Source organism: Verrucomicrobiota bacterium (assembly GCA_038744685.1).
Taxonomy (GTDB): Bacteria; Verrucomicrobiota; Verrucomicrobiia; order Opitutales; family Puniceicoccaceae; genus Puniceicoccus.
In genome coordinates, this window is sequence record JBCDMB010000004.1 from 42,928 (window position 1) to 69,110 (window position 26,183).

24 protein-coding genes are annotated in these 26,183 nt (G+C 51.2%); 23 read left to right on the forward strand and 1 reads right to left on the reverse strand.

Translation table 11 applies throughout. The features are described from left to right. Position 1 precedes the first annotated feature (1 nt). The 4 genes from gatC (at position 2) to AAGJ81_03835 (ending at position 4,941) form a co-directional block, all read left to right on the forward strand. Entirely contained in the window at positions 2-418 is a 417-nt protein-coding gene (gene gatC / locus AAGJ81_03820) for an Asp-tRNA(Asn)/Glu-tRNA(Gln) amidotransferase subunit GatC (protein ID MEM0965267.1), read from the forward strand. Continuing rightward, positions 419-1,906: an Asp-tRNA(Asn)/Glu-tRNA(Gln) amidotransferase subunit GatA gene (gatA, locus tag AAGJ81_03825; GenBank protein MEM0965268.1), complete on the forward strand. Its 1,488-nt coding sequence runs from the start codon at positions 419-421 to the stop codon at positions 1,904-1,906. Continuing rightward, positions 1,906-3,351, forward strand: coding sequence for an Asp-tRNA(Asn)/Glu-tRNA(Gln) amidotransferase subunit GatB (gene gatB / locus AAGJ81_03830; GenBank protein ID MEM0965269.1), 1,446 nt, complete (start codon positions 1,906-1,908; stop codon positions 3,349-3,351). The genes gatA and gatB overlap by 1 nt, the downstream gene beginning before the upstream one ends. A 90-nt stretch (positions 3,352-3,441) precedes the next feature. Beyond that, positions 3,442-4,941: a cryptochrome/photolyase family protein gene (locus tag AAGJ81_03835; protein MEM0965270.1), complete on the forward strand. Its 1,500-nt coding sequence runs from the start codon at positions 3,442-3,444 to the stop codon at positions 4,939-4,941. A gap of 283 nt (positions 4,942-5,224) precedes the next feature. On the opposite strand, the gene eno is transcribed toward AAGJ81_03835, so the two are convergent. Continuing rightward, positions 5,225-6,535 (reverse strand): phosphopyruvate hydratase, encoded by a 1,311-nt coding sequence (gene eno, locus AAGJ81_03840; protein MEM0965271.1) that lies wholly within the window; start codon positions 6,533-6,535, stop codon positions 5,225-5,227. A gap of 239 nt (positions 6,536-6,774) precedes the next feature. Here eno and AAGJ81_03845 point away from each other — a divergent pair, with 239 nt between their 5' ends. From AAGJ81_03845 to AAGJ81_03935, 19 genes are all read left to right on the forward strand, one after another. Next, complete coding sequence (locus AAGJ81_03845; protein ID MEM0965272.1) at positions 6,775-7,326, forward strand: hypothetical protein; 552 nt, start codon at positions 6,775-6,777, stop codon at positions 7,324-7,326. Between the two features lie 120 nt (positions 7,327-7,446). Beyond that, on the forward strand, positions 7,447-7,998 hold the full coding sequence (gene nuoB, locus AAGJ81_03850; protein MEM0965273.1) for an NADH-quinone oxidoreductase subunit NuoB: 552 nt from the start codon (positions 7,447-7,449) through the stop codon (positions 7,996-7,998). Next, positions 7,995-8,615 (forward strand): NADH-quinone oxidoreductase subunit C, encoded by a 621-nt coding sequence (locus AAGJ81_03855; GenBank protein MEM0965274.1) that lies wholly within the window; start codon positions 7,995-7,997, stop codon positions 8,613-8,615. Before nuoB ends, AAGJ81_03855 begins: the two co-directional genes overlap by 4 nt. Before the next feature lie 2 nt (positions 8,616-8,617). Further along, positions 8,618-9,856, forward strand: a complete 1,239-nt coding sequence (gene nuoD, locus AAGJ81_03860) for an NADH dehydrogenase (quinone) subunit D (GenBank protein ID MEM0965275.1) — start codon at positions 8,618-8,620, stop codon at positions 9,854-9,856. A 34-nt stretch (positions 9,857-9,890) separates the two neighbouring features. Continuing rightward, positions 9,891-10,409 (forward strand): NAD(P)H-dependent oxidoreductase subunit E, encoded by a 519-nt coding sequence (locus AAGJ81_03865; protein MEM0965276.1) that lies wholly within the window; start codon positions 9,891-9,893, stop codon positions 10,407-10,409. A gap of 16 nt (positions 10,410-10,425) precedes the next feature. Continuing rightward, positions 10,426-11,790: an NADH-quinone oxidoreductase subunit NuoF gene (nuoF, locus tag AAGJ81_03870; protein ID MEM0965277.1), complete on the forward strand. Its 1,365-nt coding sequence runs from the start codon at positions 10,426-10,428 to the stop codon at positions 11,788-11,790. 29 nt (positions 11,791-11,819) lie between these two features. Beyond that, entirely contained in the window at positions 11,820-13,529 is a 1,710-nt protein-coding gene (locus tag AAGJ81_03875) for a 2Fe-2S iron-sulfur cluster-binding protein (GenBank protein MEM0965278.1), read from the forward strand. 36 nt (positions 13,530-13,565) lie between these two features. Further along, positions 13,566-14,663, forward strand: coding sequence for a complex I subunit 1 family protein (locus tag AAGJ81_03880; protein MEM0965279.1), 1,098 nt, complete (start codon positions 13,566-13,568; stop codon positions 14,661-14,663). 11 nt (positions 14,664-14,674) lie between these two features. After that, positions 14,675-15,226 carry an NADH-quinone oxidoreductase subunit I gene (locus AAGJ81_03885; protein MEM0965280.1) on the forward strand — a complete coding sequence of 184 codons (552 nt, stop codon included), beginning with the start codon at positions 14,675-14,677 and terminating at the stop codon, positions 15,224-15,226. 199 nt (positions 15,227-15,425) lie between these two features. Further along, entirely contained in the window at positions 15,426-16,022 is a 597-nt protein-coding gene (locus AAGJ81_03890; protein ID MEM0965281.1) for an NADH-quinone oxidoreductase subunit J, read from the forward strand. A 32-nt stretch (positions 16,023-16,054) separates the two neighbouring features. Next, positions 16,055-16,360 (forward strand): NADH-quinone oxidoreductase subunit NuoK, encoded by a 306-nt coding sequence (nuoK, locus tag AAGJ81_03895; protein ID MEM0965282.1) that lies wholly within the window; start codon positions 16,055-16,057, stop codon positions 16,358-16,360. Between the two features lie 4 nt (positions 16,361-16,364). Then, positions 16,365-18,215 (forward strand): NADH-quinone oxidoreductase subunit L, encoded by a 1,851-nt coding sequence (gene nuoL / locus AAGJ81_03900; protein MEM0965283.1) that lies wholly within the window; start codon positions 16,365-16,367, stop codon positions 18,213-18,215. 5 nt (positions 18,216-18,220) lie between these two features. Further along, on the forward strand, positions 18,221-19,846 hold the full coding sequence (locus tag AAGJ81_03905) for an NADH-quinone oxidoreductase subunit M (protein MEM0965284.1): 1,626 nt from the start codon (positions 18,221-18,223) through the stop codon (positions 19,844-19,846). Beyond that, entirely contained in the window at positions 19,843-21,369 is a 1,527-nt protein-coding gene (locus tag AAGJ81_03910) for an NADH-quinone oxidoreductase subunit N (GenBank protein ID MEM0965285.1), read from the forward strand. Before AAGJ81_03905 ends, AAGJ81_03910 begins: the two co-directional genes overlap by 4 nt. Before the next feature lie 77 nt (positions 21,370-21,446). Further along, on the forward strand, positions 21,447-22,877 hold the full coding sequence (locus AAGJ81_03915; protein ID MEM0965286.1) for a Mur ligase family protein: 1,431 nt from the start codon (positions 21,447-21,449) through the stop codon (positions 22,875-22,877). Between the two features lie 55 nt (positions 22,878-22,932). After that, on the forward strand, positions 22,933-23,583 hold the full coding sequence (locus AAGJ81_03920; protein MEM0965287.1) for a SprT family zinc-dependent metalloprotease: 651 nt from the start codon (positions 22,933-22,935) through the stop codon (positions 23,581-23,583). A 24-nt stretch (positions 23,584-23,607) separates the two neighbouring features. Beyond that, positions 23,608-24,600 (forward strand): 2-enoyl thioester reductase domain-containing protein, encoded by a 993-nt coding sequence (locus AAGJ81_03925; GenBank protein MEM0965288.1) that lies wholly within the window; start codon positions 23,608-23,610, stop codon positions 24,598-24,600. After that, positions 24,593-25,201, forward strand: a complete 609-nt coding sequence (gene recR, locus AAGJ81_03930) for a recombination mediator RecR (GenBank protein ID MEM0965289.1) — start codon at positions 24,593-24,595, stop codon at positions 25,199-25,201. Before AAGJ81_03925 ends, recR begins: the two co-directional genes overlap by 8 nt. A gap of 35 nt (positions 25,202-25,236) precedes the next feature. Continuing rightward, positions 25,237-25,953, forward strand: coding sequence for a uracil-DNA glycosylase family protein (locus AAGJ81_03935; protein MEM0965290.1), 717 nt, complete (start codon positions 25,237-25,239; stop codon positions 25,951-25,953). Positions 25,954-26,183 lie beyond the last annotated feature (230 nt).

A 26,183-nucleotide genomic window follows, 5' to 3' on the forward strand; every position in this document is an offset into this window, starting at 1 on the left:
GATGGATGAAAACGGACAGATCATCGGTTGGCAACTGACATCCGATTTATCCGTGGCTGTTCAAGAGTGGCTCAGAAAACCGCTTGCCTTCCCGATTGGGCTGTCTCTACTCCGAAAGAAAGCAATGGACACAGAAAAAGACCCAATTGATCTCGATCGGCTCAGCGTCTTGGCGCGCCTCTCCTTAACTCCAGAAGAAAAGGAAAAGCTGGGTCCGCAACTTTCGCGGATTGTCGGTTACGTAGAGCAGCTGAAAGAGGTCGATGTGGATGGCGTCGAGCCTATGGCCCATGCAATCCCGCTTTCCAATGTGCTTCGAGAGGACCGTGCTGAAGAATTGGACGATCGAGAAGCGTTCTTAAAAAATGCGCCAGCGAGCCGGTTGAGCCAAATTGTTGTTCCTCCTGTAATCGAATAGATGACGGACGGTAACTTAGAGGGGAAGACAGCAGTCGATCTGGCCAGTCTCCTTGACTCAGGTGAGACCTCCAGTGAGGCGATTCTAACTGCGTGTCTGAAGCGGATGGATTCGGTCGAGGGGTCGGTGAATGCTTTTCTCAGTGTCGACCGTGACGATGCGATGGCACAGGCGAAGGCGAGCGATGAAAGGCGAAGCAAAGGAGAGGTCCGTGGTCCGTTGGACGGGATTCCGATTGCCCTCAAGGACATCGTTGCCGTCACCGGACAGCCTTTGACCTGTAGCAGCCGTATTCTTGAGAATTTTGTGAGTCCTTACGACGCAACAGTCGTTCAGCGACTTAAAGAAGCAGGAGCGGTGCTCTTTGGCCGTTTGAATATGGATGAGTTTGCTATGGGTTCATCCACTGAGAATTCAGCTTTCGGTCGCACGTGTAATCCTTGGGACACTGAAAGAGTTCCTGGCGGTTCGAGTGGAGGAAGCGCGGCATGTGTTGCCGCGGGTGAATCGATTCTTTCCTTGGGAAGTGATACGGGTGGATCCATTCGTCAGCCGGCTGCGTTTTGTGGGACTGTTGGATTGAAGCCAACCTACGGACGGATCTCCCGGTATGGTCTGGTTGCGTTTGCTTCCTCTCTCGACCAGATCGGCCCCTTTACTAGGTCGGTTGAGGATGCAGCTCTTTTTCTGGATGCCGCTTGTGGTCATGACCCTAGAGACTCCACCTCCCTTCCAAATCAGGATACGGCCTTTCTTGCGGGCATGCGTGATCAGGTGGACCGCAAGTGGAAACTTGGGGTTCCCAAAGAGTTTTTTGCGGAAGGAATCAACGCTGAGGTTCAGCAGTCAGTGGAGAAAGCAATTCGCTTCTACGAGGAAGATGGTTGTGAGATCATCGAAGTCTCCCTGGCTCACTCTTCCTACGCAGTTCCTGTTTATTACATTTTGGCTACTGCTGAGGCCTCATCCAACCTAGCTCGCTACGACGGTATTCGATATGGACATCGTTCTGAAGAGTCGACCGATGGAATCGATCTGTATTTCCGGTCGCGCGGTGAGGGATTTGGAGAGGAAGTGAAGAGGCGAATCATGCTGGGTACATACGTCCTCTCCAGTGGTTATTACGACGCTTATTACCTTCGGGCTCAAAAAGTGAGATCGCTGATTCGTAAGGATTTTGACGAGGCCTTCACAAAGGTAGACTGTCTGATCGGACCAGCGACTCCTACAGTTGCCTTTCGTGCTGGGGAGAAAATGGACGATCCTCTGTCGATGTATCTGAGTGACGTGTACACGATTTCGGCGAATTTGGCGGGTCTGCCTGCGATGTCAGTTCCCTGTGGTCTGGATAGGGAGGGGTGCCCGATTGGGCTCCAGGTGATTGCACCAGTGCTTCGAGAAACTGATATGCTCGCAGTCGCCCGGAAGTTCGAAGAAGCACACGAATTTGAGGGAATGGTTGCGCCTTTGGGGAAGGAGGATCTCTGATGAACTACGAAGCAGTCATTGGTCTTGAGGTTCATGTCCAGTTGAAGACGGAGTCCAAGATGTTCACCAGCGTTCCGTACCGGTTCGGAGAGGAACCGAATCGTCTGATTGATCCGGTGGTTATGGCACTTCCAGGTAGCCTACCGGTTATTAACCGGGAAGCGGTAGCGAAGACCGTGAAGGTTGGAATGATGCTGGGGTGTGATATCGCGGAGACCTGTAAGTGGGACCGGAAAAACTACTTTTATCCCGATTCTCCAAAGAACTATCAGATTTCCCAATATGACCAGCCGCTGTGTTTGAACGGGCAGGTTGAAATCGAGGTGGCGGGAGCTTCGAGGTCGGAGGAGGGACCTCATCGGTGGGTTCGGTTGACCCGTATTCACCTTGAGGAAGATGTCGGTAAACTCACTCATTTCGAGCGAGATAGTCTGGTTGACTACAACCGTGCCGGAACACCCTTGATCGAGATTGTAACGGAACCGGACATTTACTCTGCAGAGGAGGCTTTTGCGTTTTTGACAGCGTTGCGGAGGCAACTTGTTTACGCTGGGATCTCCGATTGCGACATGGAGAAAGGGCAGTTGCGGTGCGATGCAAACATCAGCATCCGACCCGTTCGAGAGACCACTCTGGGGACCAAGGTGGAATTGAAGAATCTGAACAGCATCAGCGGTGTGAAAAATGGGGTTGCCTATGAGATTGCACGGCAAAAGCGGGTTTTGTCGGAAGGCGGAGAGTTGATACAGGAAACCCGCAGGTGGGATGCAGACAGAGGAATGACGACTGGGATGCGAACCAAAGAGGAGTCTCACGACTACCGCTACTTTCCAGACCCAGATCTAATGCCCGTGTCTGTGGATTCCGATTGGAAGTCAGAATTGGCGTCCGAGCTTCCAGAATCGCCCTTCGACCGGCAAAGGCGTTACCAGGAGGAACTCGGACTCCCGTATTCGAGCGCATCCGTTCTCGTTTCCGAGCGGGAACTTGCCGATTTTTTCGAACTAGCGGTCAGTGAGGGGGGAAGCCCGATTTTGCTGGCTAACTTTATTGCCAATGATCTGCAGCGAGAGTTTGCAGAGGGAGAGGGTAGCCTTGGTGACTCTTTGGTGACTCCGGCTAGTCTGTCTGAACTGGTCAATTTGGTGGAGGAGAATGTCATTTCCAACCAGATCGCAAGGGAAGTATTGACAGAGATGCTGAAGAGCGGCGCAAGCCCCCGTGCAATCGTGAGGGAAAAGGGCTTGGAACAGTCTTCGGATGAGGGTGAGTTGGAGTCTCTTTGCCGGGAGGCAATTGCAGCGAATGAGAAAGCGGTTTCTCAATACCTGGAGGGAAATGCCAAGGCGATAAACGCAGTAAAGGGATTTGTCATGAAAGCCACGAAGGGAAAAGCAAACCCCAAGGTGGTGAATGATGTGATCGAGCGGTTGTTGAAAGAATAGACGAGAATTTTGTGTGAGGTCGTTGACCTTGCCGGTTTGGATTCTAAGCTGCCGGGTCGGCGGGCAGAGTTGCACCCCCGGCCTCACCTTATGAATTCCGTAAGCCTTATCTACCCGCACCAATTGTTCTCGGACCATCCTGCTCTCGATTCATCGATCCCCGCTTTCCTAATTGAAGATCCTTTGCTCTTTGGGACCGATCAGCACCAACCTCTCAATGTTCACAAGCAGAGGTTGGTCTTTCATCGGGCCAGCATGAAAGCGTTCGCTGCGGAGATGAGCAGGCGAGGCTACAAGCTACAGTATATTGATTGCCCCAAAGGTTCGCGGAGTGATTCCTACAACGTCTTGAGATCCCTATTGGATTCTACGGTCAAAGAGATTCGGTTAGCTAATCCCCATGATTTTCTTCTTGAGAAGCGAGTTCGACGGATAGCGAACGAACTCGGGGCTGAGTTGGTGCTTTTCGATACCCCTGCATTCATAAGCTCCGAGGAACTGCTGGAGAAGCACACCGGAGAAAGTCGCAAGCGTCCGTTTATGGCAAACTTCTATAAGGACCAACGAAATCAGCTGGGGATACTCATGGAAGGGGATGAGCCAACTGGGGGGCGCTGGTCTTTCGATGAAGACAATCGAAAGAAAGTGCCGGCGGAACTTGAGTTACCGTCAGTTCCTGCTGCGAGACGGAACAAATATGTTGGGGAAGCTCTTGATTACGTCGAAGAGCGGTTCAAGCGGAACCTTGGCTCGGTGGATTCTTTTGCGTGGCCTACGACTCACGCAGCCGCGAAGAGTTGGCTGGATTCATTCCTTGAAGAGCGGTTTCGTGAGTTCGGTCCTTACGAGGACGCGATTCATCTGGAGCATCGAACCCTTTTTCACTCTGTCCTTTCTCCGGCGATCAACGTTGGGCTTCTCACTCCTCAGGAAGTGGTTGATGCCGCTATTGGTTTTAGCGAATCAAACGACATTCCACTGAATTCCTTAGAGGGCTTCATACGGCAAATCATTGGATGGCGGGAGTTTATGTTGGGTATTTATCGCTACCGGGGTGTCGAGATTCGGAATGGCAATTATTGGGGTCATGATCGTGAAATCCCGAAAGCATTTTACGATGCATCGACAGGGATACCTCCGGTGGATGACGCGATCCGTCACGCTCTTGACTATGCTTGGGGTCACCACATCGAGAGATTGATGGTGATTGGCAACTTTATGCTCCTCTGTCGTTTTTCGCCAGATGCGATCTATCGCTGGTTTATGGAGCTCTACATTGACGCTTACGATTGGGTGATGGTGCCCAATGTATACGGGATGTCGCAATTCGCAGATGGTGGCACGTTCACCACGAAGCCGTATCTTTCGGGCTCGAACTACATCCGAAAGATGTCTTCCTACAAGACAGGGAAGTGGTGTGAAATCTGGGATGGGCTCTATTGGAGCTTCATTGGTGACCACGAGGACTTCTTCCAGAAAAATCCGCGCCTTTCGATGATGACCCGGTCATGGCAACGGATGGATTCACAAAAGAAGAAGGCGCATAGGGAGAATGCTCGGGTGTTTCTAGAGAGTGTTGGGGTGGAGTAGGTTTTGTTGGCGGTGACTGGAGGGACAACGGCTATCGCCGTCGTATCACAAGGGACTTTAGCCCCGGAAGCGAGACCTCGTAGCCTCGGTTCTCTGAACCGGGGAGGTTTTCTTAGATGTGAGTTGGATGGGCGTCCTAAAGGAGCGGCGACTTCAGTCGCCGACATCGGCTTCATTTGCGGGATCGATCTTCGGCGGCTGAAGCCGCCGCTCCTCTCTTCAAAAAAAAGCGGCCCGGAAACCGGACCGCCTTTTCAAACAGTGAATACGCGAAAAATCTCTCTTACAGCTTGCCCCCGTAGATCGCGTTGTCGCCGAGTTCTTCCTCGATTCGCAGGAGCTGGTTGTATTTAGCCACACGGTCTGTGCGGCAAAGAGAACCCGTTTTTATCTGACCGGCGTTGGTGGCTACGGCTATGTCTGCAATTGTGGTGTCTTCGGTTTCTCCGGATCGGTGAGAAATGACTGAAGTGTATTTTGCCTCACGGGCCATTTCGATGGCGTCAAGGGTTTCAGTGAGCGAGCCGATCTGGTTCACTTTTACCAAGATCGAGTTTGCGACACCTAGATCGATTCCCTTTTTCAGGAACTTGGTGTTTGTAACAAAAAGGTCGTCACCGACTAGTTGGGTGGTTGCGCCCAGTTCGTCAGTTAGGACCTTCCACCCGCTCCAGTCGTTCTCATCGCAGCCGTCCTCAATGGAGAGAATCGGGTAGCGCTTCTGGAGATCCTGGTAGAATGCGACCATTTCTTTCGCGTTCTTTTTCGAACCGTCACTCTTAGAAAAAACATACTTCTTTTTCTTAGCGTCGTAGAACTCAGAGGAGGCGACATCAAGAGCGATGAAGATCTCTTTCCCGAGCTTGTAACCGGCTCCTTTTACCGCTGCTGCAATTGCTTCAAGGGCCGCTTCGTTGGAAGCGAGTTTTGGTGCGAAACCGCCTTCGTCGCCAATTCCAGTGCTCAAACCCTGAGATTTCAATACGCTCTTCAATTCATGGAAGATCTCGCAGCCCATGCGAAGAGCCTCCCGAAAAGTCTTCGCCCCCTTTGGCATGATCATAAACTCCTGAATGTCGATAGGTGCATCGGAGTGAGACCCTCCGTTCATGATGTTCATCATGGGCACGGGAAGCACCTTGGCGTTCGGACCACCAATGTATTTATAAAGAGGTAGACCTACGGCTTCGGCTGCGGCCTTTGCAGTTGCAAGGGACACCCCTAATATAGCGTTGGCTCCCAGAGTGCTTTTCGTCGGCGTTCCGTCGAGCTCGAGCATTGTTTTATCGACCGCTACTTGGTCACAGGCATCGAGCCCAAATAGCTCGGGAGCGATCATGTCGTGAACGTTGTCGACCGCTTTAGTTACCCCTTTTCCACCATACCGTTTTTTTGGTCCGAATCCTTTTGGGAAATCTTTGGCAGGGAGAGCTCCGTCCCGTAGCTCGAGAGCTTCGTTCTCGCCCGTACTTGCTCCAGAGGGAACAGCGGCGCGGCCAACGATTCCGCTCTCCAATTCAACGTCGACCTCGACGGTCGGGTTTCCGCGGGAGTCGATGATTTCCCGTGCACGAATGTCGCTAATGGTGGTCATAACCTTATCTTTTTTGATGGTTTGGAGGACAGTATTGTCCTGAAAAACGACTCTCAGACTGACCGATTCGGGTCAAGACTCAAGGGAAGGGTTCGGAGGGCTCGTTCTCGGCCCAGCCGAGGTATGCTGATGTGAAATCTCGACTTCAATCAGTTTTGCCGGGATAGAAACTCCACGGAACTTGGAATTCGAACCGGTATTGAATTGCGTCTGTTTCGAATTCGATCATTGGGTGGAGGGTGCGATTCGTTGGATTACTTTTGCTCGTTTTTATGGTGGGAGCTTTAGGCGGGTATTTTGGCTTCCGTTTCGCCGAAATGGGTCAGTCTCCTGTGAGGGGAAGCAACAGTGATGTGGATGGCGTTAGTGCGGAAGCGACTGACATGGAACAATTGAGGTCGGAAATCGTGTCGCTAAACGAACGGGTGGATTTCTTGGACAGAAAAGTTGAGAATGGTGATTTGCCAGAGCGAGACCCACTTCCGGTATCAGAGTCAAAATGGACACCTGAAGAAATCACTGGTTTCGAGGCGCGGGCTAACTCTGGATCTGTCGTGCTGACTGATCTCACAGGGAGGACAATCGAAGCGGAGATCGTTGAAATTAGCGAAACCGAGGTGAGTGTCGTTCGCTTTGGTGATCGGAGGAGCTTTTCCATCCCGATGAATCAGTTGAGTGACGGCGATCAGGAGTTCCTGCTTTACCTCATCGAACGAGACGGAAAAAGCGAGAAAGTGTCTGGATCGGAGGAGGTTGTAGACTGGGATGCAATCTTCCGAGCTTTAGACTGAGTCTCAGTATCGAAATAAGAAAAAAAATTTTTCGTAAGTGCTTGCTTATGTGTAAGATCGAATAAACGTCTGAGCTGAGATTGGCAGGGAATTTTCCTCTCTCATTCCGCTCAAAAAGACGTGCAGAACAAGACAAAATCCGGTCCGCATACAAGCCACATTGGATACAACTCCAAGGTAGAGGGCGATGTCATCGTCACTAAGGTGGATGCCGTGATTAATTGGGTGCGGAAAAACTCGGTTTGGCCCATGCCGATGGGGCTCGCTTGCTGTGCAATTGAGTTAATGGGTGTGGCAGCCTCCCGGTTTGATATTAGTCGGTTTGGGATGGAAGTGATGCGTTTTTCCCCACGGCAGTCGGACTGCATGATTGTTGCCGGAACCGTCACGTATAAAATGGCACCGGTCGTTCGGAGAATTTACGATCAAATGGCCGACCCCAAGTGGGTAGTTGCGATGGGTGCCTGCGCATCTACGGGAGGGATGTATCGATCCTATGCAACGATGCAGGGCGTAGACCGGATTGTTCCTGTTGATGTTTACGTCAGCGGTTGTCCCCCGCGTCCGGAAGCACTTCTCGATGCAATGATGAAGTTGCAGAAGAAGATTGAGGGCGAGTCGTCGTTGAAGAGTTTGGTGAAGGAGCCTAAGGAAGAAAGTATCTGGGCGTGAGCACTCTTGTAGAGACGCTTCAACCGAGGTTTGTCGGTTTGGCACCTCGGCAATCCGGGGATCATCCTGCGGTTCGGTGTCCCGCGGAGCTGGTTCTTCCGCTACTTCAGTGTCTGCGGGATGAGTTTGGCTATTCGCTCTTGATGGATGTGACCGCAGTTGATTGGGAGGAAGATACACCGCGTTTTTCGGTTTTTTATCACTTGTTTTGCGTGAGTGATGCTCGATACATCCGTGTTGCGATTGACTGCCCAGATGACGAAGAACCGTCCGTGCCTTCGGTAGTGAGCCTCTTTCCGGCGGCCGATTGGCACGAGCGCGAGACTTTCGATATGTTTGGAATCCGATTCGAAGGTCATCCTGATTTACGAAGGATTCTTATGTGGGACGAGTATCCGTATTTCCCTCTTCGAAAAGAGTTTCCTCTAGCCGGAATCGAGACCGAATTACCGGATGAGGAGGTTTCGGAAGAGACGAGGGCGAAGGTTCTTTCGGCACCCATGATGGGTGGTCCCTTTGTCTCGAAAAGTGGCGCTCCGATGAGCCGGGCCGAGCCGCGTGCCAAAGATCAGAGTTGGACTGAGTGGGATAGAAAACCGACGAAAGAAATTGAGTAAAGATGCCTGAGACGAAGGAGATTTCGATCGGTGATGTTGGAGCGCGTGCGAGCGTCTACCAAGACGAGCTGCAGGGAGAAGACATTGCGATCAATGTCGGCCCCTCACACCCGACGACCCATGGTGTTCTTCGCCTGATCATGGAGCTCGATGGTGACGTCATCACGAAGTGTGAGCCGGTCGTCGGTTACTTGCACAGGGGCGACGAGAAGATCGCCGAGAACATGACCTATAACCAGTTTGTTCCCTACACGGACCGGCTGGATTACATTGCGCCTTTGGCAAATAATGTGACCTACGCACTGGCTGTGGAGAAGCTGGCTGGGCTGGAGGTTCCTCCTCGATGTGCAGCGATCCGGGTGTTGGTCACTGAAATGGCCCGTCTTTCCTCCCACCTATTGGGCGTTGGGGTCTATGGAATGGACGCGGGAGCGTGGACGCCATTCATGTATACTTTTACGGAGAGGGAGAAGCTCTACACGCTTTTCGAAGAGCTGACGGGGGCGCGGTTCACCACATCCTACACCCGGATCGGCGGGGTCTCCCGTGACGTTCCTGACGGTTGGTTGAAAAAGGTGTCTGCTTTTTGTGACCAGTTTTTACCGATCCTTGAGGAGACTCAGAAACTCCTGACACGAAACCGCATCTTTATGGATCGGACTGAAGGGATAGGCGTAATCAGTAAAGAAGACGCCCTTGCCTATGGAATGACAGGGCCAAATCTACGGGCCGCTGGGGTAGATTTGGATCTTCGTAAAGACAGGCCCTATCTTGGCTACGATCAATATGAATTTGATGTCCCGATTGGCCAAACAGGTGACTGCTATGATCGGTATTTGGTTCGGCTAGAGGAAATGAGGCAGAGTGTGAGAATCATTCGTCAAGTGATTCAATCTTTCCCTGATGGACCGTGGTATGCGGAGGATGCCAAAAAAATCTATGCTCCGAAGAAGGATAAGATCCTCACAAGTATGGAGGAGCTTATCCAGAATTTCATGATCGTAACGGAGGGCCCTCGGATGCCCGAGGGAGAGGTGTATTTCGAAGCTGAAAATCCGAAAGGAATCCTGGGATTTTTCATTGTCTCGAAGGGTGGGGGTGTTCCCTACCGTCTGAAGATTCGCTCACCTAGCTTCTGCAATTTGAGTATCCTCCCCAAAATAGTCCCGGGTCATTACCTCTCTGACATCACAGTTCTTCTCGGAAGCTTGGATTTTGTGATGGGAGAGTGCGACCGTTGAGTGCCCGTTTGAATCAATCATTACACTTTTTCTCATGATTCAAGCTATCGAAACCGCCGAGACTTTTGAGCTCTCAGCCGATACTCTGGCTAAGATCGACAAGTTGGTCCCTCGGTACCCGTCCAAGCGGAGCGCTACGCTGCCACTGCTGCATTTGATCCAAGACGAGAAGGGCTACATTTCAAAAGCGGCTACAGAGTGGATTGCGGCGCGCTTGGACCTTGAGCCGATCCACGTGTACGAACTCGTAACCTTCTATCCGATGTTTCGAGAAGAGCCGATCGGAAAACACCATGTCAAAGTGTGTAGGACTCTCTCGTGCGCTCTGAACGGGGCTGATTCCGTCTGTCAAAAGTTCAAAAGGGAATTTGGTGTGGAATTGGATGATGTGTCTACCGATGGATTGGTCACGGTCGAGTATGTTGAGTGTATTGCAAGCTGTGGAACTGCTCCGGTGGTTCAAATCAATGAAAAGCTCCACGAGAACGTAACCGAGGAGAGAGCAAGTGACTTGATTAGCCAGATAAAGGCTGGTGCTGAGGAGCTCGTGTAGCGTGGAGGAACTGGAAATGCCCACTGGAGAAAACCGAATACTGTTTAAAAATATCGACCGTCCGGGTTACGGGAGGGACATCGATTCGTACCTCGCCTCAGGTGGCTACGAAAGCTTGCAAAAGGCGATTGGTATGAAGCCCGAAGAAGTTTGTGCGGAGGTGATGGACTCTGGGATTCGCGGACGCGGGGGTGCTGGTTTCCCCGCGGGGATGAAGTGGAAGTTTCTCGATCGAAAGTCCGGGAAGCCGATTTATCTGATTTGTAACGCGGATGAGTCCGAGCCTGGGACGTTTAAGGATCGTCAAATTATCTACAAGGACCCTCATCAGCTGATTGAGGGGATGATGATCTCTGCTTACGCAACACAGACTGCTCTGGCTTTCATCTACATTCGCGGGGAGATGTATAGCGGAGCGAGGATTCTTGAGGAAGCGATCGAAGAAGCTCGGGCTAAGAATTTTCTCGGAGACGATATCCTTGGGTCCGGCTACTCATGTGACCTGATCGTTCACCGCGGCGCAGGAGCTTACATCTGTGGGGAGGAAACGGGTCTGATTGAGTCTCTTGAGGGAAAGAGGCCTTACCCTCGGATAAAGCCACCTTATTTTCCCGCGGTTCTCGGTCTCTACATGTGCCCAACCATCGTCAACAACGTAGAAACGCTTTGCCACATAAAGCACTTGATCGAGCGGGGAGGGAAGGAATACGCCAAAATCGGTCGTCCGGGAAACACGGGCACGCGGATCTGGTCCGTTTCCGGTCACGTTCAGAAGCCGGGGTACTACGAGATCGAATGCGGTGCGATGACCTATGGAGAATTGATCTATGATCTTTGCGGAGGTCTGAAACCCGGTCGAACGCTCAAGGCGGTGATTCCGGGCGGTTCGTCGTCCAAGGTCCTCCGCGGCGACGAGCGATTCAAGGGAAAGCTAAAAGACGGAACCGAGTTTGATTGGGGCATCGAGGACATTCCTCTCGATTTCGACGGTCCAATGGCGGCGGGCTCAATGTCGGGTTCTGGCGCGGTGATCGTGATGGATGACTCGACCGATATAGTCGCGGCGCTCGCCAACATCAACGCCTTCTACGCGCACGAAAGCTGTGGTCAGTGCACTCCCTGCCGAGAGGGCTCGTTGTGGATGAAGAAAGTGACTGCACGGATGGTTGCCGGAGAAGCGAGAGAGGAGGACGCTGATCTGCTGAAATCAATTGCCGACCAAATCGAAGGTCGGACGATCTGCGCGCATGGGGAGGCTACTGCATGGCCGGTCCAGAGCTTCATCCTAAAATTCCGGGACGAATTCATTGAGTATGCGAGAAAGCAAGCTCGTGAGCGCCAAAAGAGCGAACCTTCGAAGGAGACTGTAGCGGTAGCGTAGAGACCACCCGAAAGATTGTTTTAGGTAGAATGAACAAAGCAGACACAGTAGTCGTAAACATCGACGGAAAAGACGTCGAAGTCCCACAGGGTCTGACGATGATCGAAGCTGCAGAGGTAGCAGGAAAAGAGGTCCCACACTACTGTTACCACCCGAAGCTGAGCATCTCCGGGAATTGCCGGATGTGCCTGGTTGAAATGGGTATGCCCATGAAGGATCGGCAGACTGGTGAGCCGATCTTGGATGAGAACGGAAAGCAAAAGATTGGCTGGATGCCGAAACCGGCAATCGCCTGTAATTCCAAAGTCTCGCCCGGTCTCCACATCAAAACGGACTCGGAACTGGTTAAGGATTGCCGAAATGGCGTGATGGAGTTCCTCCTCGTCAACCATCCTCTGGACTGTCCGATTTGCGACCAGGCAGGAGAGTGCCGCTTGCAGGAGTTTGCAACCGACTACGGACGAGGCTACTCACGATTCGTGGAGGAGAAAAACGTGAAGCCGAAGCGAACGGTGCTCGGTCCTCGCGTGATGCTTGACGATGAGCGCTGCATTCTTTGTTCCCGCTGTATCCGCTTCATGCGGGAAGTCGCTGATGATGATGTGCTTGGCTTTACCGAAAGAGGAAGCTATTCGACTCTCACCTGCTTCCCGGGAAAGGAGCTGAACAGCAACTACTCCCTCAACACGGTTGATATTTGTCCGGTTGGGGCCCTGACCAGCCGGGATTTCCGCTTCAAAATGAGGGTTTGGTTCCTCAAGCCTGTAAAAAGCATTTGTACGGAGAGTAGTGTGGGAGCTAATACCGAGGTTTGGCACCGCGAGGGCAAAATTTACCGTATTACCCCTCGGCGCAACGATGATGTGAACGACACTTGGATGACAGATAGCGGGCGCTCCATTTACAAACAGGTCGAAGCGGAGAATCGTTTGACTCAGGCTACTGTACAGGGTCGGCCTGTTACAGCGACTGAAGCGGTTCGTGTAGCAGCAGATAAACTACAAAGCTCTGGCAAAGTAGCTGTTGTGGGTTCGTCTTTCTCATCAGTTGAGGAGCAGTTCGTTTTGAAGAGGATTTCGAAGAACCTGAGCGCATCGGTTTACATTGTGCGTCATTGGGGTGATGAGGACGGTCTTCTGCTTTCTGCGGACAGGACGCCAAATACTCGTGGGGCTGTCGTCACTGGCTTGATTTCAGAACTTCCCGAAGAGAATTTGTCTGGTCTTGGTCGTCAAATTGACTCCGGGGCCGTTGACACTGTTTTGGCTGTTCATGAGGATCTTTTAGCGGCAGGGCTTTCGGAGGAACAGCTGGAGAAGGTGGACTTGATTCAAGTAGCGACCCACGAGTCAGGGACCTCGGACAAAGCAGCGGTCGTGATTCCTGCGTTAACGGTTTTCGAGCGGTCGGGAACTTTCGTCAACCAACAGTTTCGACTTCAGAAGTTCGGCGCGGTGGTTCCTGGTCCAACGGGATTGCTCTCCGACCTTCAGATTTTTGCATCGATAGAGTGTTTGCTTTGCGGTGATCCAATTGCCTCGGTTCAGCCGGGTATAGTGTGGAAACAGATGGCTTTGGAAGTGATTGCCCTCGCAGAAATTGAGTTTCGAAAAATTCCGGACGAAGGGTTGGAGCTGCCTTATGGCGAATACGCACATCTGCCTTTTCCCGAAAAGAAGTCGTTGAAATTCGATGCGCGAGAGTATTCGGGCATGCCCGCTGAAGTATCCAAGGCGTAAGAGTAGTTGTAATTCGGTCGAAAGAATAAGGTATCGATGGAAATATCTTCTCTCCTTCTAAAAGTCGTTTTTGCCGTCGTGATGATTGTGGTGGTGATGACGCTTGCCGGTTACTCGGTTCTTATTGAGAGGAAAGTCTCGAGCTGGGTTCAGGGGCGGGTGGGTCCCAACCGAACCGCTATTCCTTGGATCCATGCCATTCCGGTTCTCGGTCCATTTCTCACCAAGCTGGGGATCTTCCAACCGCTCGCCGATGGCCTGAAGTTTCTCTTCAAGGAGGAAATTACACCGGGGCACGTCAATAAGGTCTACTATTACCTCGCACCAGTAATCGCATTGGTGCCTGCGTTGACGACCATGGTGGTCATTCCTTTCGGGCAGTATACTCACCCCGATACGGGGGTGACCCACTCCTTGATGCTGGCTCCGCTTGATATCGGCATCCTTTTCATTTTTGCGGTTTCGTCCCTGGGAGTTTATGGAGTAGTGCTTGCTGGTTGGTCCTCCAATAGTAAGTATTCATTCCTTGGATCGATTCGGAGCTCTGCGCAGATGATCTCGTATGAGCTCTCGATGGGGCTTTCTGTATTTCCGCTTCTCCTTTGGTTGAACGCTCCTGGGGTTGAGGGAGGTCTTGGACTGACGGCTATTGTGAACTACCAGGAAAATGTCTGGTTTATTTTCATTCAGCCCCTGAGTGCTCTACTTTTCCTAGTTGCGATCTTTGCTGAAACCAACCGACTCCCATTTGATATGGCAGAATCGGAGACGGACTTGGTGGGAGGCTTCCACACGGAATATGGGTGCTTTAAGTTCGGAATCTTTTTCGTGGCGGAGTATGCCCATATCGTCATTGGGTCCGCCGTTTTTGCCCTTCTTTTCTTGGGAGGATGGCATTTCCTTCCGGGGATCGCTGACCCATGGCCGGCAGGATGGCTGGGTGCCGTGTTGTCGACGGTTTGGTTTCTGATCAAGATCCTGGCCCTCATTGTATTTTTCGTTCTGATCCGATGGACCATCCCGCGGTTTCGATATGATCAGGTGATGCAGCTCGGATGGAAAGTCCTTCTTCCATTGGCGATTGGAAACTTAATCCTGAACGCGGCGATTCTCGCGTTTATTGATTCACCGTAGAAAAGCGTAAAATGGCCGAAACCAAAATAGTTGAGCGTAAACCGCTGAGTCTGTCGGAAAGGACTTACCTTCCTCAAATTGCCTCAGGATTGAAGACTACGGTATCGCATATTTTTAAACCGTCGGTCACTTTGCAGTATCCGGAAGAACGCCCTCCGATTCCTGAGGGTTACAGAGGAGTTCCGACACTTGTGAAAGACCCAAATGGGCGAGAGAAGTGTGTATCCTGCCAGCTCTGTGAGTTTGTCTGTCCGCCCCGCGCTATTCGGATCACACCGGGTGAAATCGTTGAGGGAGACGAGCATGAGCATGTGGAGAAGGCACCTCAGGAGTTTGAGATCAATATGCTGCGATGTATCTACTGCGGCCTTTGCCAAGAGGTCTGTCCTGAAGAGGCGATCTTCTTGCAGGACGTGTACTCTCTTTCTGGCTATTCACGTGAGGAACTTGTGAATAATAAGGAGAAACTGTACGAGCTTGGGGGCACTCTTCCAGACGAACACTTCAAGTGGGATAAGAAAAAAGCTGCTGAAGAGGCGGCTCTGGCGGGTAGCCATCACTGATGGATAGCGACGGTCTGATTTTCGAAGGAAATAGATCGTTCGAACCAGACCAGGATCAGGCATAGGCGTAAATGTCCCGATTTTACTTTTACAGTAGGGGTCCGATAAACCTTTTCAGGGGCTGCCCATGCCAAGCAAAACCTTTGGACAAAAGGGACTTTGCTTCTGTTGATCTGAGTCTGGATATCCGAACGGATTTTTGTCTTTTCCCCGTAACGGGTTTCTTACACGTTGGTCGGCTGTGGACGCTCTTTTTATAGTCTTTGCAGTTTTGACGGTGCTGCCCGCTTTCTTGATGGTGGTCGCCCGGAATCCTGTGAACGGGGCGATCTTTATGATCATTTCCTTCGTAGGAATGGCAGCGCTTTTGGTTCTCCTTGAGGCGTTTTTCTTGGCGATCCTCCAGGTCCTCGTCTACGCGGGAGCAATTATGGTTCTTTTCCTTTTCATCATCATGTTGTTGGACATGGATGAGGTTGAAAAACTTCGACCCAAGACGGTCACTGCCCTCGCAAGCGTAGTCGGTTTGGCCCTGATCGTTTTGGGAGTGGTATACCTTTTGCGTGCAGACGGCCTATCCGACCAGACCTTTGCGGCCCTACAAGATGCACCGGATTTTCCTTCAGCGGAACAACCTATGGAGTTTGCGATCAAGACAAAAGCCTACGGATTTGGGCTCTTCACCAAGTATATGCTTCCATTCCAAATGGTCGGAGTCCTTCTATTGATCGCAATGATCGGAGTGATCGTCCTGAGCAAGAAGCGGGATCAATCGGTCGCTGTAGAGTCTACCTAAGAAAGAGTAATCTGGTAGAAGTTCGTTCGTAGATGGTTCTCAGTCTCAACTCCTTTTTGTTGGTTTCCGGACTCCTTTTTGGAATCGGTTTTTTCGGAGTGCTTTTGCGCCGGAATGCTCTTGTGATCTTCATGTCACTTGAGCTTATGCTCAACGCCTCGATTTTAGCTCTTGTCGCTTTCTCCCGCTACAACGGAATTATGGACGGCAACTTGTTCGTGTTTTTCATCATTACGGTTGCTGCCGCAGAAATCGCTGTCGGTCTCGCCATTATAGTCGCTCTGTTCCGGAAGCGGCAGTCCGTCATGGTCGAACATCTGAGTAGCCTTAAGAACTAAGGTCATGACGATTTCTCATCTCATGGTTTTCATTCTGATTACGCCGCTTTTGTCGGCGGGATTAATCGCTCTTTTCTTTCGTGATCGAGGTGGCATTGCTTCTTACCTTTCCGTGGCGGCCAGTGGTTTGGTCCTCATTTTTTCAGCTCTGGTCTTGCTCGATGCGCCAGTAAATTCAGATCCGGTTGGGATAGAGTGGCTCTCTCTCGGAGGTTTTACCGTATCGATGGGTTTTCTCTTCGATGAGCATACGGCATTACTACTTTTCGTAGTCTCGTTTGTTGGGTTTTGGATTCATCTATTCAGCCTCGGTTACATGGATGACGACAAGGCGAAGGCACGGTTCTTTGGTGGTTTGTCGATTTTTATGTTCTCAATGCTGGGGATCGTCTTGGCAGACAATCTGGCGATGATCTTCATCTTTTGGGAGCTGGTTGGCTTTAGCTCCTACATGCTCATCGCGCACTACTGCGATACGGATGAGGCGGCGGCGGCTTCAAAGAAAGCGTTTATCGTAAATCGGATTGGAGATTTTGGTTTTCTTCTCGGTATCGTCTGGTGCTTTTGGCAATTCGGGACCCTTGAACTCGAGGAGATATCGGCAGCGGTTGGGTTGGATCCATCTCTGGTAAGCACGGGCATGGGGTTGCTATTGATTTGCGGCTTTCTTGGTAAATCAGCTCAATTCCCCCTCCACGTCTGGCTGCCGGACGCGATGGCTGGTCCGACGCCAATCTCTGCTTTGATTCATGCTGCGACAATGGTCGCGGCAGGGATTTTCCTTCTGGTTCGGATTGATTTTCTCCTCACCCCTTTCGTTTTGGAGTGGATCGCCTGGACGGGTGCTGCGATGGCTTTTTTTGCGGGACTGGTTGCCTTGGGTCAGGACGACATCAAGAAGATCCTCGCGTATTCTACTTTGTCCCAACTCGGTTACATGGCGGCCGCGGTTGGAATTGGTTTACCGGGCCTCGCATTGTTTCACCTAACGACGCACGCTTTTTTCAAGGCCCTCCTCTTTCTCTGTTCCGGTTCGATTATTCATGCCTGCCACCACGAGCAGGATATCTTTAAAATGGGTGGCCTTTTTCGGAGGATGCCGCTGACTTCGCTGACTTTTCTGGCGGGTATGCTAGCCCTTATGGGAGCGAATTACACTGCAGGATATTGGAGCAAGGAGGCTATCATGACTGCTTCTCTTGCTCTGGACGCCCCGATTTTCTGGTTTTTGATTGGAGGCGCGGTGTTGACGGCACTTTACATGGGCCGACTGTTCCTCATTGCCTTTTTTGGAAAGCCCAGATCTGACCACGTTGAAAAGGCAAAAGAAAGTGGACCTGTTATGGTGTTACCGTTGTTGGTCTTGGCGGTCCTTGCGCTTGTAGGAGGCTTCTATACCTACTGGCCTGAGTTGCTCTCCGCTTCGTTCTTCTCCGAGGTGAACGAGGTCTACACAGGGGAAGAATTCCACTCGGCTCACAAGACCCTGATGGTTTGGGGAACTGTCGCTTGGGTTTCCGGTCTGGTGGTCGCATTTTTAGTTTATGGATTTGGAAGTGACCATGATCGTCTAAACGCGAGGCTGCCAAATGTGGTCGCTGTGTTTCGACGCAGACTTTTTATCGACGACTTGTATGATTTCTATGTCATCAAGATCCAACAGCGGGTTGCTGACATCATTGGTTTCCTCGATCTCTTTTTGATCTCGGGGGTAGTTGTGCGCGGTGCTGCAGGAATTGCTGGGTTGATTGGTGTTTTCACGAGAAGCCTGCATGTGGGGAGTGTTCATGGATACGTTTACTGGTTTCTCCTCGGGGTCGTTCTCTTTTGGGGATTCTCACTTGGCTGGTTTTGAGCGAAATGATTTCTGAAGGCACTCTTCTCCTCCTTTCTTTGGTGATTCCGCTTATCGGCGGCTTCGCTTTATTGGGTTTCCGGAATCTCTCACCTTCCGTTGTGAAGTTCGTGGCACTAGCCGGATTTACGGTCCCGCTTTTGATCGCTCTCTGGTTGTATTTTTCGTTTGCCTCTTCGCCAGTGGTGGACGGCTATCGATTCTACTCGGAGCGGGATACTGGTCTGGGCAGTTTTGGCATCTACCTCACTCTTGGGTTAAACGGTGTATCGCTGCCGATGTTTTTTCTCGCTGGAATCGTTGGGCTTGCAGCGGGAATTCACGCTCTTCAGTCGGACGCGGACCGGCGCCAGTTGTACTTGAGCCTTCTTCTCATCATGCAGGGGGGATTGATGGGAACTTTTTCATCGGTCGATATCTTCTTTTTCTACTTTTTCCATGAGTTGGCCCTCATACCGACCTTTGTGATGATCGGAATCTGGGGAGGTTTTGGTCGGAGATCGGCAGCAATTGAGATGACCATTTATCTAACGCTCGGAGCCTTGATCTCTCTTCTTGGCTTAATCTTTCTCTACCAGGCGACTGGGGATACAAGCTTCAATCTGATCTCTATTCGTGAGTACTTGCTACGGAATTCATTAAGCGAAGTCTTGGAAAACAATATCTTTGGGCTTCTCCTCTTTGGTTTCGGAATTCTGGTTTCTCTTTTTCCATTCCACAGTTGGGCTCCCCGCGGGTATGCAGCTGCCCCTACTGCAGCGGCTATGCTCCATGCAGGAGTACTGAAGAAGTTCGGGCTCTATGGTCTGATTCAGATTGCCTTTCCCTTGCTTCCGTCGGGAGCTGAAAACTGGGGACCGCTGTTGGTCTGGCTGGCACTGGGTAATGTCATCTTGATCGGCATCATTACGATGGCGCAGCGCGATCTAAAACAGATGGTGGGATATAGCTCGGTCATGCATATGGGATACTGCTTTCTTGGGTTGGTCACCTTCGATGTAATTGGTGTGGGCGGAGCAGTGATTCTGATGTTCGGGCATGGTCTTTCAGTCGCCTTACTCTTTGTGCTTTCTACCGCGGTGTTTCACCGGACCCAGACTTACGACATGAAAGAGATGGGGGGGCTGGCTTCCCGCACTCCGATTCTGGCTGGTATGTTTGTTGCGGTATCGTTTGCGAGTATTGGTCTACCTGGGTTTGCCAACTTTTGGGGGGAGTTCGCGATCTTCGTTTCGCTCTGGCACTTCAACCCTTGGGTGTTAGTGGGTGCGGCTACGGGTATTGTCATCTCTGCGATCTATGGTTTGCGGGCAGTGGCGTGGATTTTTTTCGGGGAACCGTCAAAGACTCTGCAAGAGTATTGGAAGGAGAACAAACCGTTCGACCTTCGTCTTGGCGAACGGCTGACAGCTACTCTTCTATTTGTGGGTCTGGCAGTTGTCGGATTCTACCCAAAAATCTTTTCGGATTTTGTAGATGCAGATCTGTCCAAGATGTATCGAACGGATATCCCGGGATCTGGGAGTATCATCCAGGAGGAGTTGGTCGGGAGAGATCAGAGAATCGAGAACGTTGGATTTAGAACAGATCCCCTCCCATTGGTTTCCGCTTACGAGGAGGAGGTAAAATGAGTCTGGAGGCATACCGTCAGTTTGCCGAGACCAACGTTTGGTCTATGCTTCTTCCCGAGATCTACCTAGTAGCGCTAGCGCTGGTTCTTCTTGTTTTCGAGATGATCTTCCGCAAGCAGGATCTTCTACTTGTTATCCGAGTCGGGTTGTGGGGCCAGGTTTTACTTCTGGTTTTGATGGGACTGAGTTACCTGGAAGGATTTCCATCTGAGAAAGCCGAAGCGTTTGCAGGACTGATTGTACAGACTCCGGTTTCGGAACTGATGCGAGTCTTCTTCGTGACGTCTTCTATTTTGGTCAGTTATCTGGCAACCACTTATCTCAAACGTCAGGATCTTCCACGGACCGAGTTTCTTACAATTACCATACTCATTACGGTGGGCTTGATGATTCTCGTCCAGAGTGGGCAGTTTCTCCTGTTTTTTGTGGCACTCGAAACGGTTACAGTCGGGTTTTACGTTCTTGTAGCTTATTGCCGAAGGAGCCCGTTTTCCTTGGAGGCGGGGCTGAAGTATCTGGTTCTCGGTGCACTGAGTTCGGCGATTCTCCTGTTTGGTATTGTTCTCCTTTACGGAGTTGCAGGTAGTCCCGCCTTGCCTGGAAGGGTAGAGGATCCTTTCAACTTCCTCGCACTTGGGTCCTTCATTACCATGAATCCAGGGCATCCAATGGTTCTGGTGGGGGCCTCACTCGTCTTGGCAGGAGTCGCCTTCAAGGTGGGGGCGTTTCCATTTCAGATATGGATACCGGATGTTTATCATGGTGCGCCTACACCGGTGACCGCATTCCTTGCAGTGGCCTCCAAGGCAGCAGGAGTATTCGTCCTCTTTCTTTTGGTCACAGGTCCATTCGCGGCACTCGATAGATTCCTGGTCCCACTTCTTTCAACGGTAGCTGTTTTGACGATATTGTTTGGAAATCTAACCGCGTTGCCGCAGCGAAATGTAAAGCGTTTGATGGGATTGTCTGGTATTGCCCACGCCGGCTATCTGTTGGTGGGCATTGTTGCCGCAATGACGGTAGACTGGGCGATCTACGCGATCATTTTCTATCTCATCACTTACCTTTTAGCCTCTTTTGCTGTTTTTGGTGTGATGGTCCATTTGTCTAACGATGATGATGCGGATCAGGAGCTCGACCATTACGAAGACCTGAGTCGACGTCAGCCGTTTCTCGCAGGGGTTCTCACCATCGGTCTGTCCAGCCTCGCGGGTATCCCACCGCTCGGAGGTTTTATCGGAAAACTTTTGATCTTTTTGGCAGCTTTTCAGGCCGGACTCTATGGCTTGTTGGTTGTCTCTGTGATCGGAGTGGTGATTTCTATCTACTATTACTTCGGATGGATTCGGGAAGCGGTGTTTCGTGTTTGGAGAAGTCCGGAAGGCGATGGATCTCTTTCCCGGCCGGAATCGGCGCCTATTTCGGTTCCGACTCTTGACTCAGTGACCCTCGGCGGAATCTCTGCACTTTCAATTGCAATTGGGCTGTTCCCCGCTCTTGTCGAACTATTGATGGTGCTGTGATTAGTCTTACCTTAACTGATCGCCGTAAGGTTCGCCCTTTGGCTTTTGCCACCCTGGCAGACTCCTTTTAGGTGCCTGTGAGGCTTCCTAAGAGAGTTTTTCTCATCGGCATCGGTGGAACTGCGATGGGAAACCTGGCAGTCTGCTTAAACAAAGCAGGAGTCGAGGTTTCGGGATCTGATGCCGGCGTTTATCCTCCGATCTCGGATCTCCTTAGCGAGAACCGTATTTCTTTTTCCCCGACAGAGGATCTCGGAGCGATCGAGGAGATGTCGGATGGAATTGTAATTGTTGGCAATGCGGTTTCACGGGGCCATCCGCAGGTGGAGTGGCTGATGGAAAATCCAAGTGTCACCCGCATGTCTTTTCCTGAGTTTCTAGGCTCGTTTCTGGTAAATCGAACAAGAAACCTGGTGGTTGCTGGCACTCACGGGAAATCAACGACTACTGCCGCAGCATCTCATATTCTTCGAAATCAACAGGCAGATTGCGGATGGTTCGTAGGGGGGGTTATGGCAGATACCTCTCCTGCTTTTTCATGGTCCCCTGATAATGAGTTTTTTGCGATTGAGGGAGATGAGTACGATTCAGCCTTTTTCGACAAACGCTCCAAGTTCGTTCATTATCGGCCGTGGGTTCTGGTTTTGAACAACCTTGAGTTTGACCACGCGGATATTTTTCGAGACACGGCTGATGTTCAGCGGTCGTTTCGTCAGTGTATCTCGCTAGTTCCGTCCTCTGGAACAATCTTGTTTAATGGAGACGATGAACGCTTGCAGGCTCTCCTACCCGTGAATTGGACAAACTGTCGATCTTTTGGTTTCGGAGAGAACAACGACTACAGGATTTCACGAATTGTCGAAGGTGATGTCTCTAGAATACGGGTAACCGAACGGGCTTCTAGGCGAGTCAAGGTTGAGCTGACATCAAGACTTATTGGGAGTTTCAATGCGCAAAACCTGGCAGCCGCTGCTTTGGGGGTAGGGTTTTTGACAAATTTTGTTTTTGAGAATGCGCCCGTTTTGGACCTTTCGGCCTTTGGGGGTCTGAAGCGGAGGCAGGAAATTCGATTCGAGACCGAACGCAGAATTCTAATTGAAGACTTCGGCCACCATCCAACTGCTCTGAGTCTTGCGCTTACGGCGCTCCGGGAATTCTATCCCGGTTGGCATATCCATGCTATGGTGGAGCCCCGAAGTAACACGATGCGGACCAATTGCCTCGAAAAGGAGCTGACATCCGCTCTTTTGAAGGCGGATTCCGTAACCTTAGCACCTATTCATCGGAAGGAGTTGATTTCGGCTGAAGAAATGTTGGATCCTGCACGCGTTGCAGGGACCCTGTGGGAAAGTTCGATTGAGTGCACGGTCTGTGAAAAGGATTCAGATCTTCTCGATGCGTTTCACTCGCGGTTGGGTAGTCAAAAGACACTTACAGTCATTTTTTCCAACGGTGCTTTTGGAGGGTGGCTAGGAGAATTTGAGAAGCTCCTTGAGACAGGTGTCTAAAGATGGTCTCCCAGAGATCTTGTTTTTTAGGCGGAGGGGACTAAAACGCCTAAAAATGTCATTCGACTACCACAATCGTTTGGTGGTCAGCGTTCCTTGGAACGTATCGACGCGTAAAGCGGAGGCTTTTGTGGCCTCTAGTCGGGATTGGATACGGAAGCAAATGCTGGGTTTGTCACCCGTTCTCGGTTTGAAGCAGTATTTTGATCGCGAACCTTGGATAGCAATAGACGGGAGAAAAATTTCTGTAGGCATCCGTTTTGCGTCCTCCGGTCGAAATTATTGGATTTACCAAGAGAGGCACCAGCAAGGACTGTTTCAGATAAACGATCGAAGCGACCCCGCGATATCTCTGATTCGATTGGTGCGAGACGTTGCGAAGGATTTCCTTGAGAAACGGACGAGGTATTGGTCAGAGGCCTACTCTCTTTCGGTGGGAAGAGTCTGTGTGCGCAATCAGAGCACTCGTTGGGGGTCCTGTTCTCAAAGTGGATGTATTTCACTGAATTGGCGGCTTCTACTTCTCTCTCCAGGTGCACAGGACTATGTAATTCTTCACGAACTCGCTCACTTGGTTCATCTCAATCATTCCGCCGAATTTCACAACTTTCTGTCGTCTCTGGATCCGAAGCGGTCCGAGCATGAAGCTGAATTAGAGGAGCGTGGTCCGCTTCTTATGCGAGTGGGGCGGGGACTTGCCACGTGAGGCAATCCCGCTGTAGGTTCCGGTATGAGTGAGCGATCTAGTGTTGCCCTGGTGTACGAGGAACACGGTAGGCCGGAGGAAGTTCTCAAGATCAAGAAGCTCGAGTTGCCTCCTTTGCGTGACGGAGAGGTGAAAATAAAAATGGAAGCGGCGGCAATTCATCCCTCGGATCTGGGGATGATCGGGGGAAGTTATGGTCGCCTAAGAGATCTTCCTGCCGTAGGGGGTAGAGAGGGGGTAGGGCAAGTCGTCGAAACTGGACCTGGAGTAGCCGCTACCTGGGAAAGTACGCGGGTCAGAATCCCAGAACACGTAGGAGTTTGGCAATCGGAGCAAATCGCGTCAGTAGAAGGATTGGCTCGGATTCCGGAAGGGGTTTCCTCGGTTCAGGCGGCTCTTGCTGCGGTCAATCCGACGACAGCGATTCGGCTACTCGAGGATTTTGAGCCGCTCCAGCCTGGCGATTGGGTGGTTCAGAATGCGGGAAACTCCGCAGTTGGAGTGGCAGTAATCCAATTGGCGAAATCCAAAGGTTTGCTAACGGCCTCTTTGGTTAGAAGAGGTGAACTGTTTGAGCCGTTGAAGAGACTGGGAGCCAATCTTGTAGTCCTTGATGAACGATCTGCCCCTGAGCGGATTCGAGAGGCACGGGGCGACTCCCGCATGCCGCTTGGGTTAAACTCTATAGGTGGATCCAGTCTGCTCAACTTGGCGCAATCGGTAAGTGACGGTGGGACCGTCGTGACGTTTGGAGGGATGACAGGGGAGAAGATCCGTTTTCCAACGCGTCAGTTGATTTTCAATGATATCGGTTTCAGGGGTTTTTGGATGGATCGCTGGAATCGGGAGCACAGTTCGGAAGAAGTTTCTGGTCTTCTAGATGAGGTTTACAAATTAATCCGTGATGAAGTGATTGTAACTCCGGTAGCGGCTGTCTATTCACTTGCCGACTATCGCGAAGCTTTGCAGCAGGCTCAGTCTTACCGGATGGGTAAAGTGTTGTTTGGTAATGTCTAACTCGTTCGATAATCTGGTAGCGGCATTGAAAAAACTCCCGGGTCTGGGTAAGCGGTCGGCGGAACGGATTGCCATCGATCTTCTAGTGGGTAAACGGGAGTCCCTCGATAACCTTACTCGTGCTCTCACTGTTGCGGGGCAAGAAATCACTCTCTGCCCTGAGTGTGGGAATCTTTCTGAATCTGGGCGGGTTTGTAGTTTATGCGAAGACCCGAATAGAAATCGGGAATCACTCTGTATTGTTGAGAAAATTCAAGACCTTGTCGCTATGGAGGAGGCGGGAACTTGGCGCGGGTTGTATCATGTCCTGCACGGAAAATTGTCTCCATTGCAGAATCGTGGTCCGGAAGATGTGAATCTGAGCGGATTGAAAGACCGGATCTCCCGATTGGGAACGAAGGAGATCGTTTTTGCGCTCTCAAACGACATTGAGGGAGAAGCTACTTGCCACTATATTCTTGAGAGCGTTCTACCGCCAAACCATGGGATTGCGATTACCCGAATTGGCTTTGGCCTTCCCAGCGGGGGTGATTTGACCTACGCGGATTCCGTCACTCTTCGAAGCGCGATGGACTCGAGGCGGGAGTTTGGACTCCACTAGTCAGAGATTGAGCCTAGGGGAAAAGTAGCAACGCGATGGCTGACGATCTAATTCGAGCAACGAAAAAGCTATCGGATTCCGTTAATCGATTGCGTTTCTCTGCGCCAACGACTCACGTATATAATCCGCTGGCCTATGCGTGGGAGTCTCACGAAATCTATCTTCGACGCTTTGGTCTTGGGAAAAAGAAGACAATTTTCCTCGGAATGAATCCGGGACCATGGGGAATGGCACAGGTTGGTGTTCCTTTTGGTGAAGTGAGTCTCGTGAGAGACTGGATGAAAATTGAGTGTTCTGTGAAGAAGCCAGACAAAGAGCACCCCAAGAGGCCAATTGAAGGTTTTGCGTGCAAGCGCTCGGAGGTGAGTGGCCGGCGCCTTTGGGGTTTTTTCCGCGATCGCTTTGGAGCTCCAGAAAAGTTCTTTGCCGATCACTTTGTCCTAAACTACTGTCCGCTGGTCTTTATGGAGGAAAGTGGACGGAACCGGACCCCCGACAAATTGCCCGCAGAGCAGCGAAGGCCACTTGAGGGTGCCTGCGACGATTTCCTGAAAAATGCCTTGGAGATTCTTGAACCAGAGCACGTAGTGGGCGTTGGTGGTTTTGCTGAACAGTGTCTTCTCAGAAACTCTTCGGGCGGCACCATCTCCCGCATTTTGCACCCGAGTCCCGCGAGTCCGGCTGCCAATCGTGATTGGGCAGGAGCTGCTGAGAGAGCACTAGTGAGAAGCGGCATTTGGCCTAAGAGATAATCTGTTTTTTCTCGAAACCTGTTTCCAAAGATAGGGTAGGCGAATAGACTAGGTGCGGTCGGCTCTGGAATTGAAGCGTTAGGCTGTTCTATAATGCAAGGACAACGTAAAACCACTTCCCTTTCATCAAGCTAGAAGAATGGGAGCTCAGGATGGAAATTTGGTATTGAAGCTCAAAGAAACGGAAGGAGACAAATTCCTTGCCACTTTTAGGTTCCGGAACGATCCTC

What these genes read in the sequence shown, in the direction of transcription:
- gatC (MEM0965267.1), top strand. Translation starts at nt 2, where the DNA reads ATGGATGAAAACGGACAGATCATCGGTTGGCAACTGACATCCGATTTA.
- gatA (MEM0965268.1), top strand. Translation starts at nt 419, where the DNA reads ATGACGGACGGTAACTTAGAGGGGAAGACAGCAGTCGATCTGGCCAGT.
- gatB (MEM0965269.1), top strand. Translation starts at nt 1,906, where the DNA reads ATGAACTACGAAGCAGTCATTGGTCTTGAGGTTCATGTCCAGTTGAAG.
- AAGJ81_03835 (MEM0965270.1), top strand. Translation starts at nt 3,442, where the DNA reads ATGAATTCCGTAAGCCTTATCTACCCGCACCAATTGTTCTCGGACCAT.
- eno (MEM0965271.1), bottom strand. Translation starts at nt 6,535, where the DNA reads ATGACCACCATTAGCGACATTCGTGCACGGGAAATCATCGACTCCCGC.
- nuoD (MEM0965275.1), top strand. Translation starts at nt 8,618, where the DNA reads ATGCCTGAGACGAAGGAGATTTCGATCGGTGATGTTGGAGCGCGTGCG.
- AAGJ81_03865 (MEM0965276.1), top strand. Translation starts at nt 9,891, where the DNA reads ATGATTCAAGCTATCGAAACCGCCGAGACTTTTGAGCTCTCAGCCGAT.
- nuoF (MEM0965277.1), top strand. Translation starts at nt 10,426, where the DNA reads ATGCCCACTGGAGAAAACCGAATACTGTTTAAAAATATCGACCGTCCG.
- AAGJ81_03875 (MEM0965278.1), top strand. Translation starts at nt 11,820, where the DNA reads ATGAACAAAGCAGACACAGTAGTCGTAAACATCGACGGAAAAGACGTC.
- AAGJ81_03880 (MEM0965279.1), top strand. Translation starts at nt 13,566, where the DNA reads ATGGAAATATCTTCTCTCCTTCTAAAAGTCGTTTTTGCCGTCGTGATG.
- AAGJ81_03885 (MEM0965280.1), top strand. Translation starts at nt 14,675, where the DNA reads ATGGCCGAAACCAAAATAGTTGAGCGTAAACCGCTGAGTCTGTCGGAA.
- nuoK (MEM0965282.1), top strand. Translation starts at nt 16,055, where the DNA reads ATGGTTCTCAGTCTCAACTCCTTTTTGTTGGTTTCCGGACTCCTTTTT.
- nuoL (MEM0965283.1), top strand. Translation starts at nt 16,365, where the DNA reads ATGACGATTTCTCATCTCATGGTTTTCATTCTGATTACGCCGCTTTTG.
- AAGJ81_03905 (MEM0965284.1), top strand. Translation starts at nt 18,221, where the DNA reads ATGATTTCTGAAGGCACTCTTCTCCTCCTTTCTTTGGTGATTCCGCTT.
- AAGJ81_03910 (MEM0965285.1), top strand. Translation starts at nt 19,843, where the DNA reads ATGAGTCTGGAGGCATACCGTCAGTTTGCCGAGACCAACGTTTGGTCT.
- AAGJ81_03920 (MEM0965287.1), top strand. Translation starts at nt 22,933, where the DNA reads ATGTCATTCGACTACCACAATCGTTTGGTGGTCAGCGTTCCTTGGAAC.
- AAGJ81_03925 (MEM0965288.1), top strand. Translation starts at nt 23,608, where the DNA reads ATGAGTGAGCGATCTAGTGTTGCCCTGGTGTACGAGGAACACGGTAGG.
- recR (MEM0965289.1), top strand. Translation starts at nt 24,593, where the DNA reads ATGTCTAACTCGTTCGATAATCTGGTAGCGGCATTGAAAAAACTCCCG.
- AAGJ81_03935 (MEM0965290.1), top strand. Translation starts at nt 25,237, where the DNA reads ATGGCTGACGATCTAATTCGAGCAACGAAAAAGCTATCGGATTCCGTT.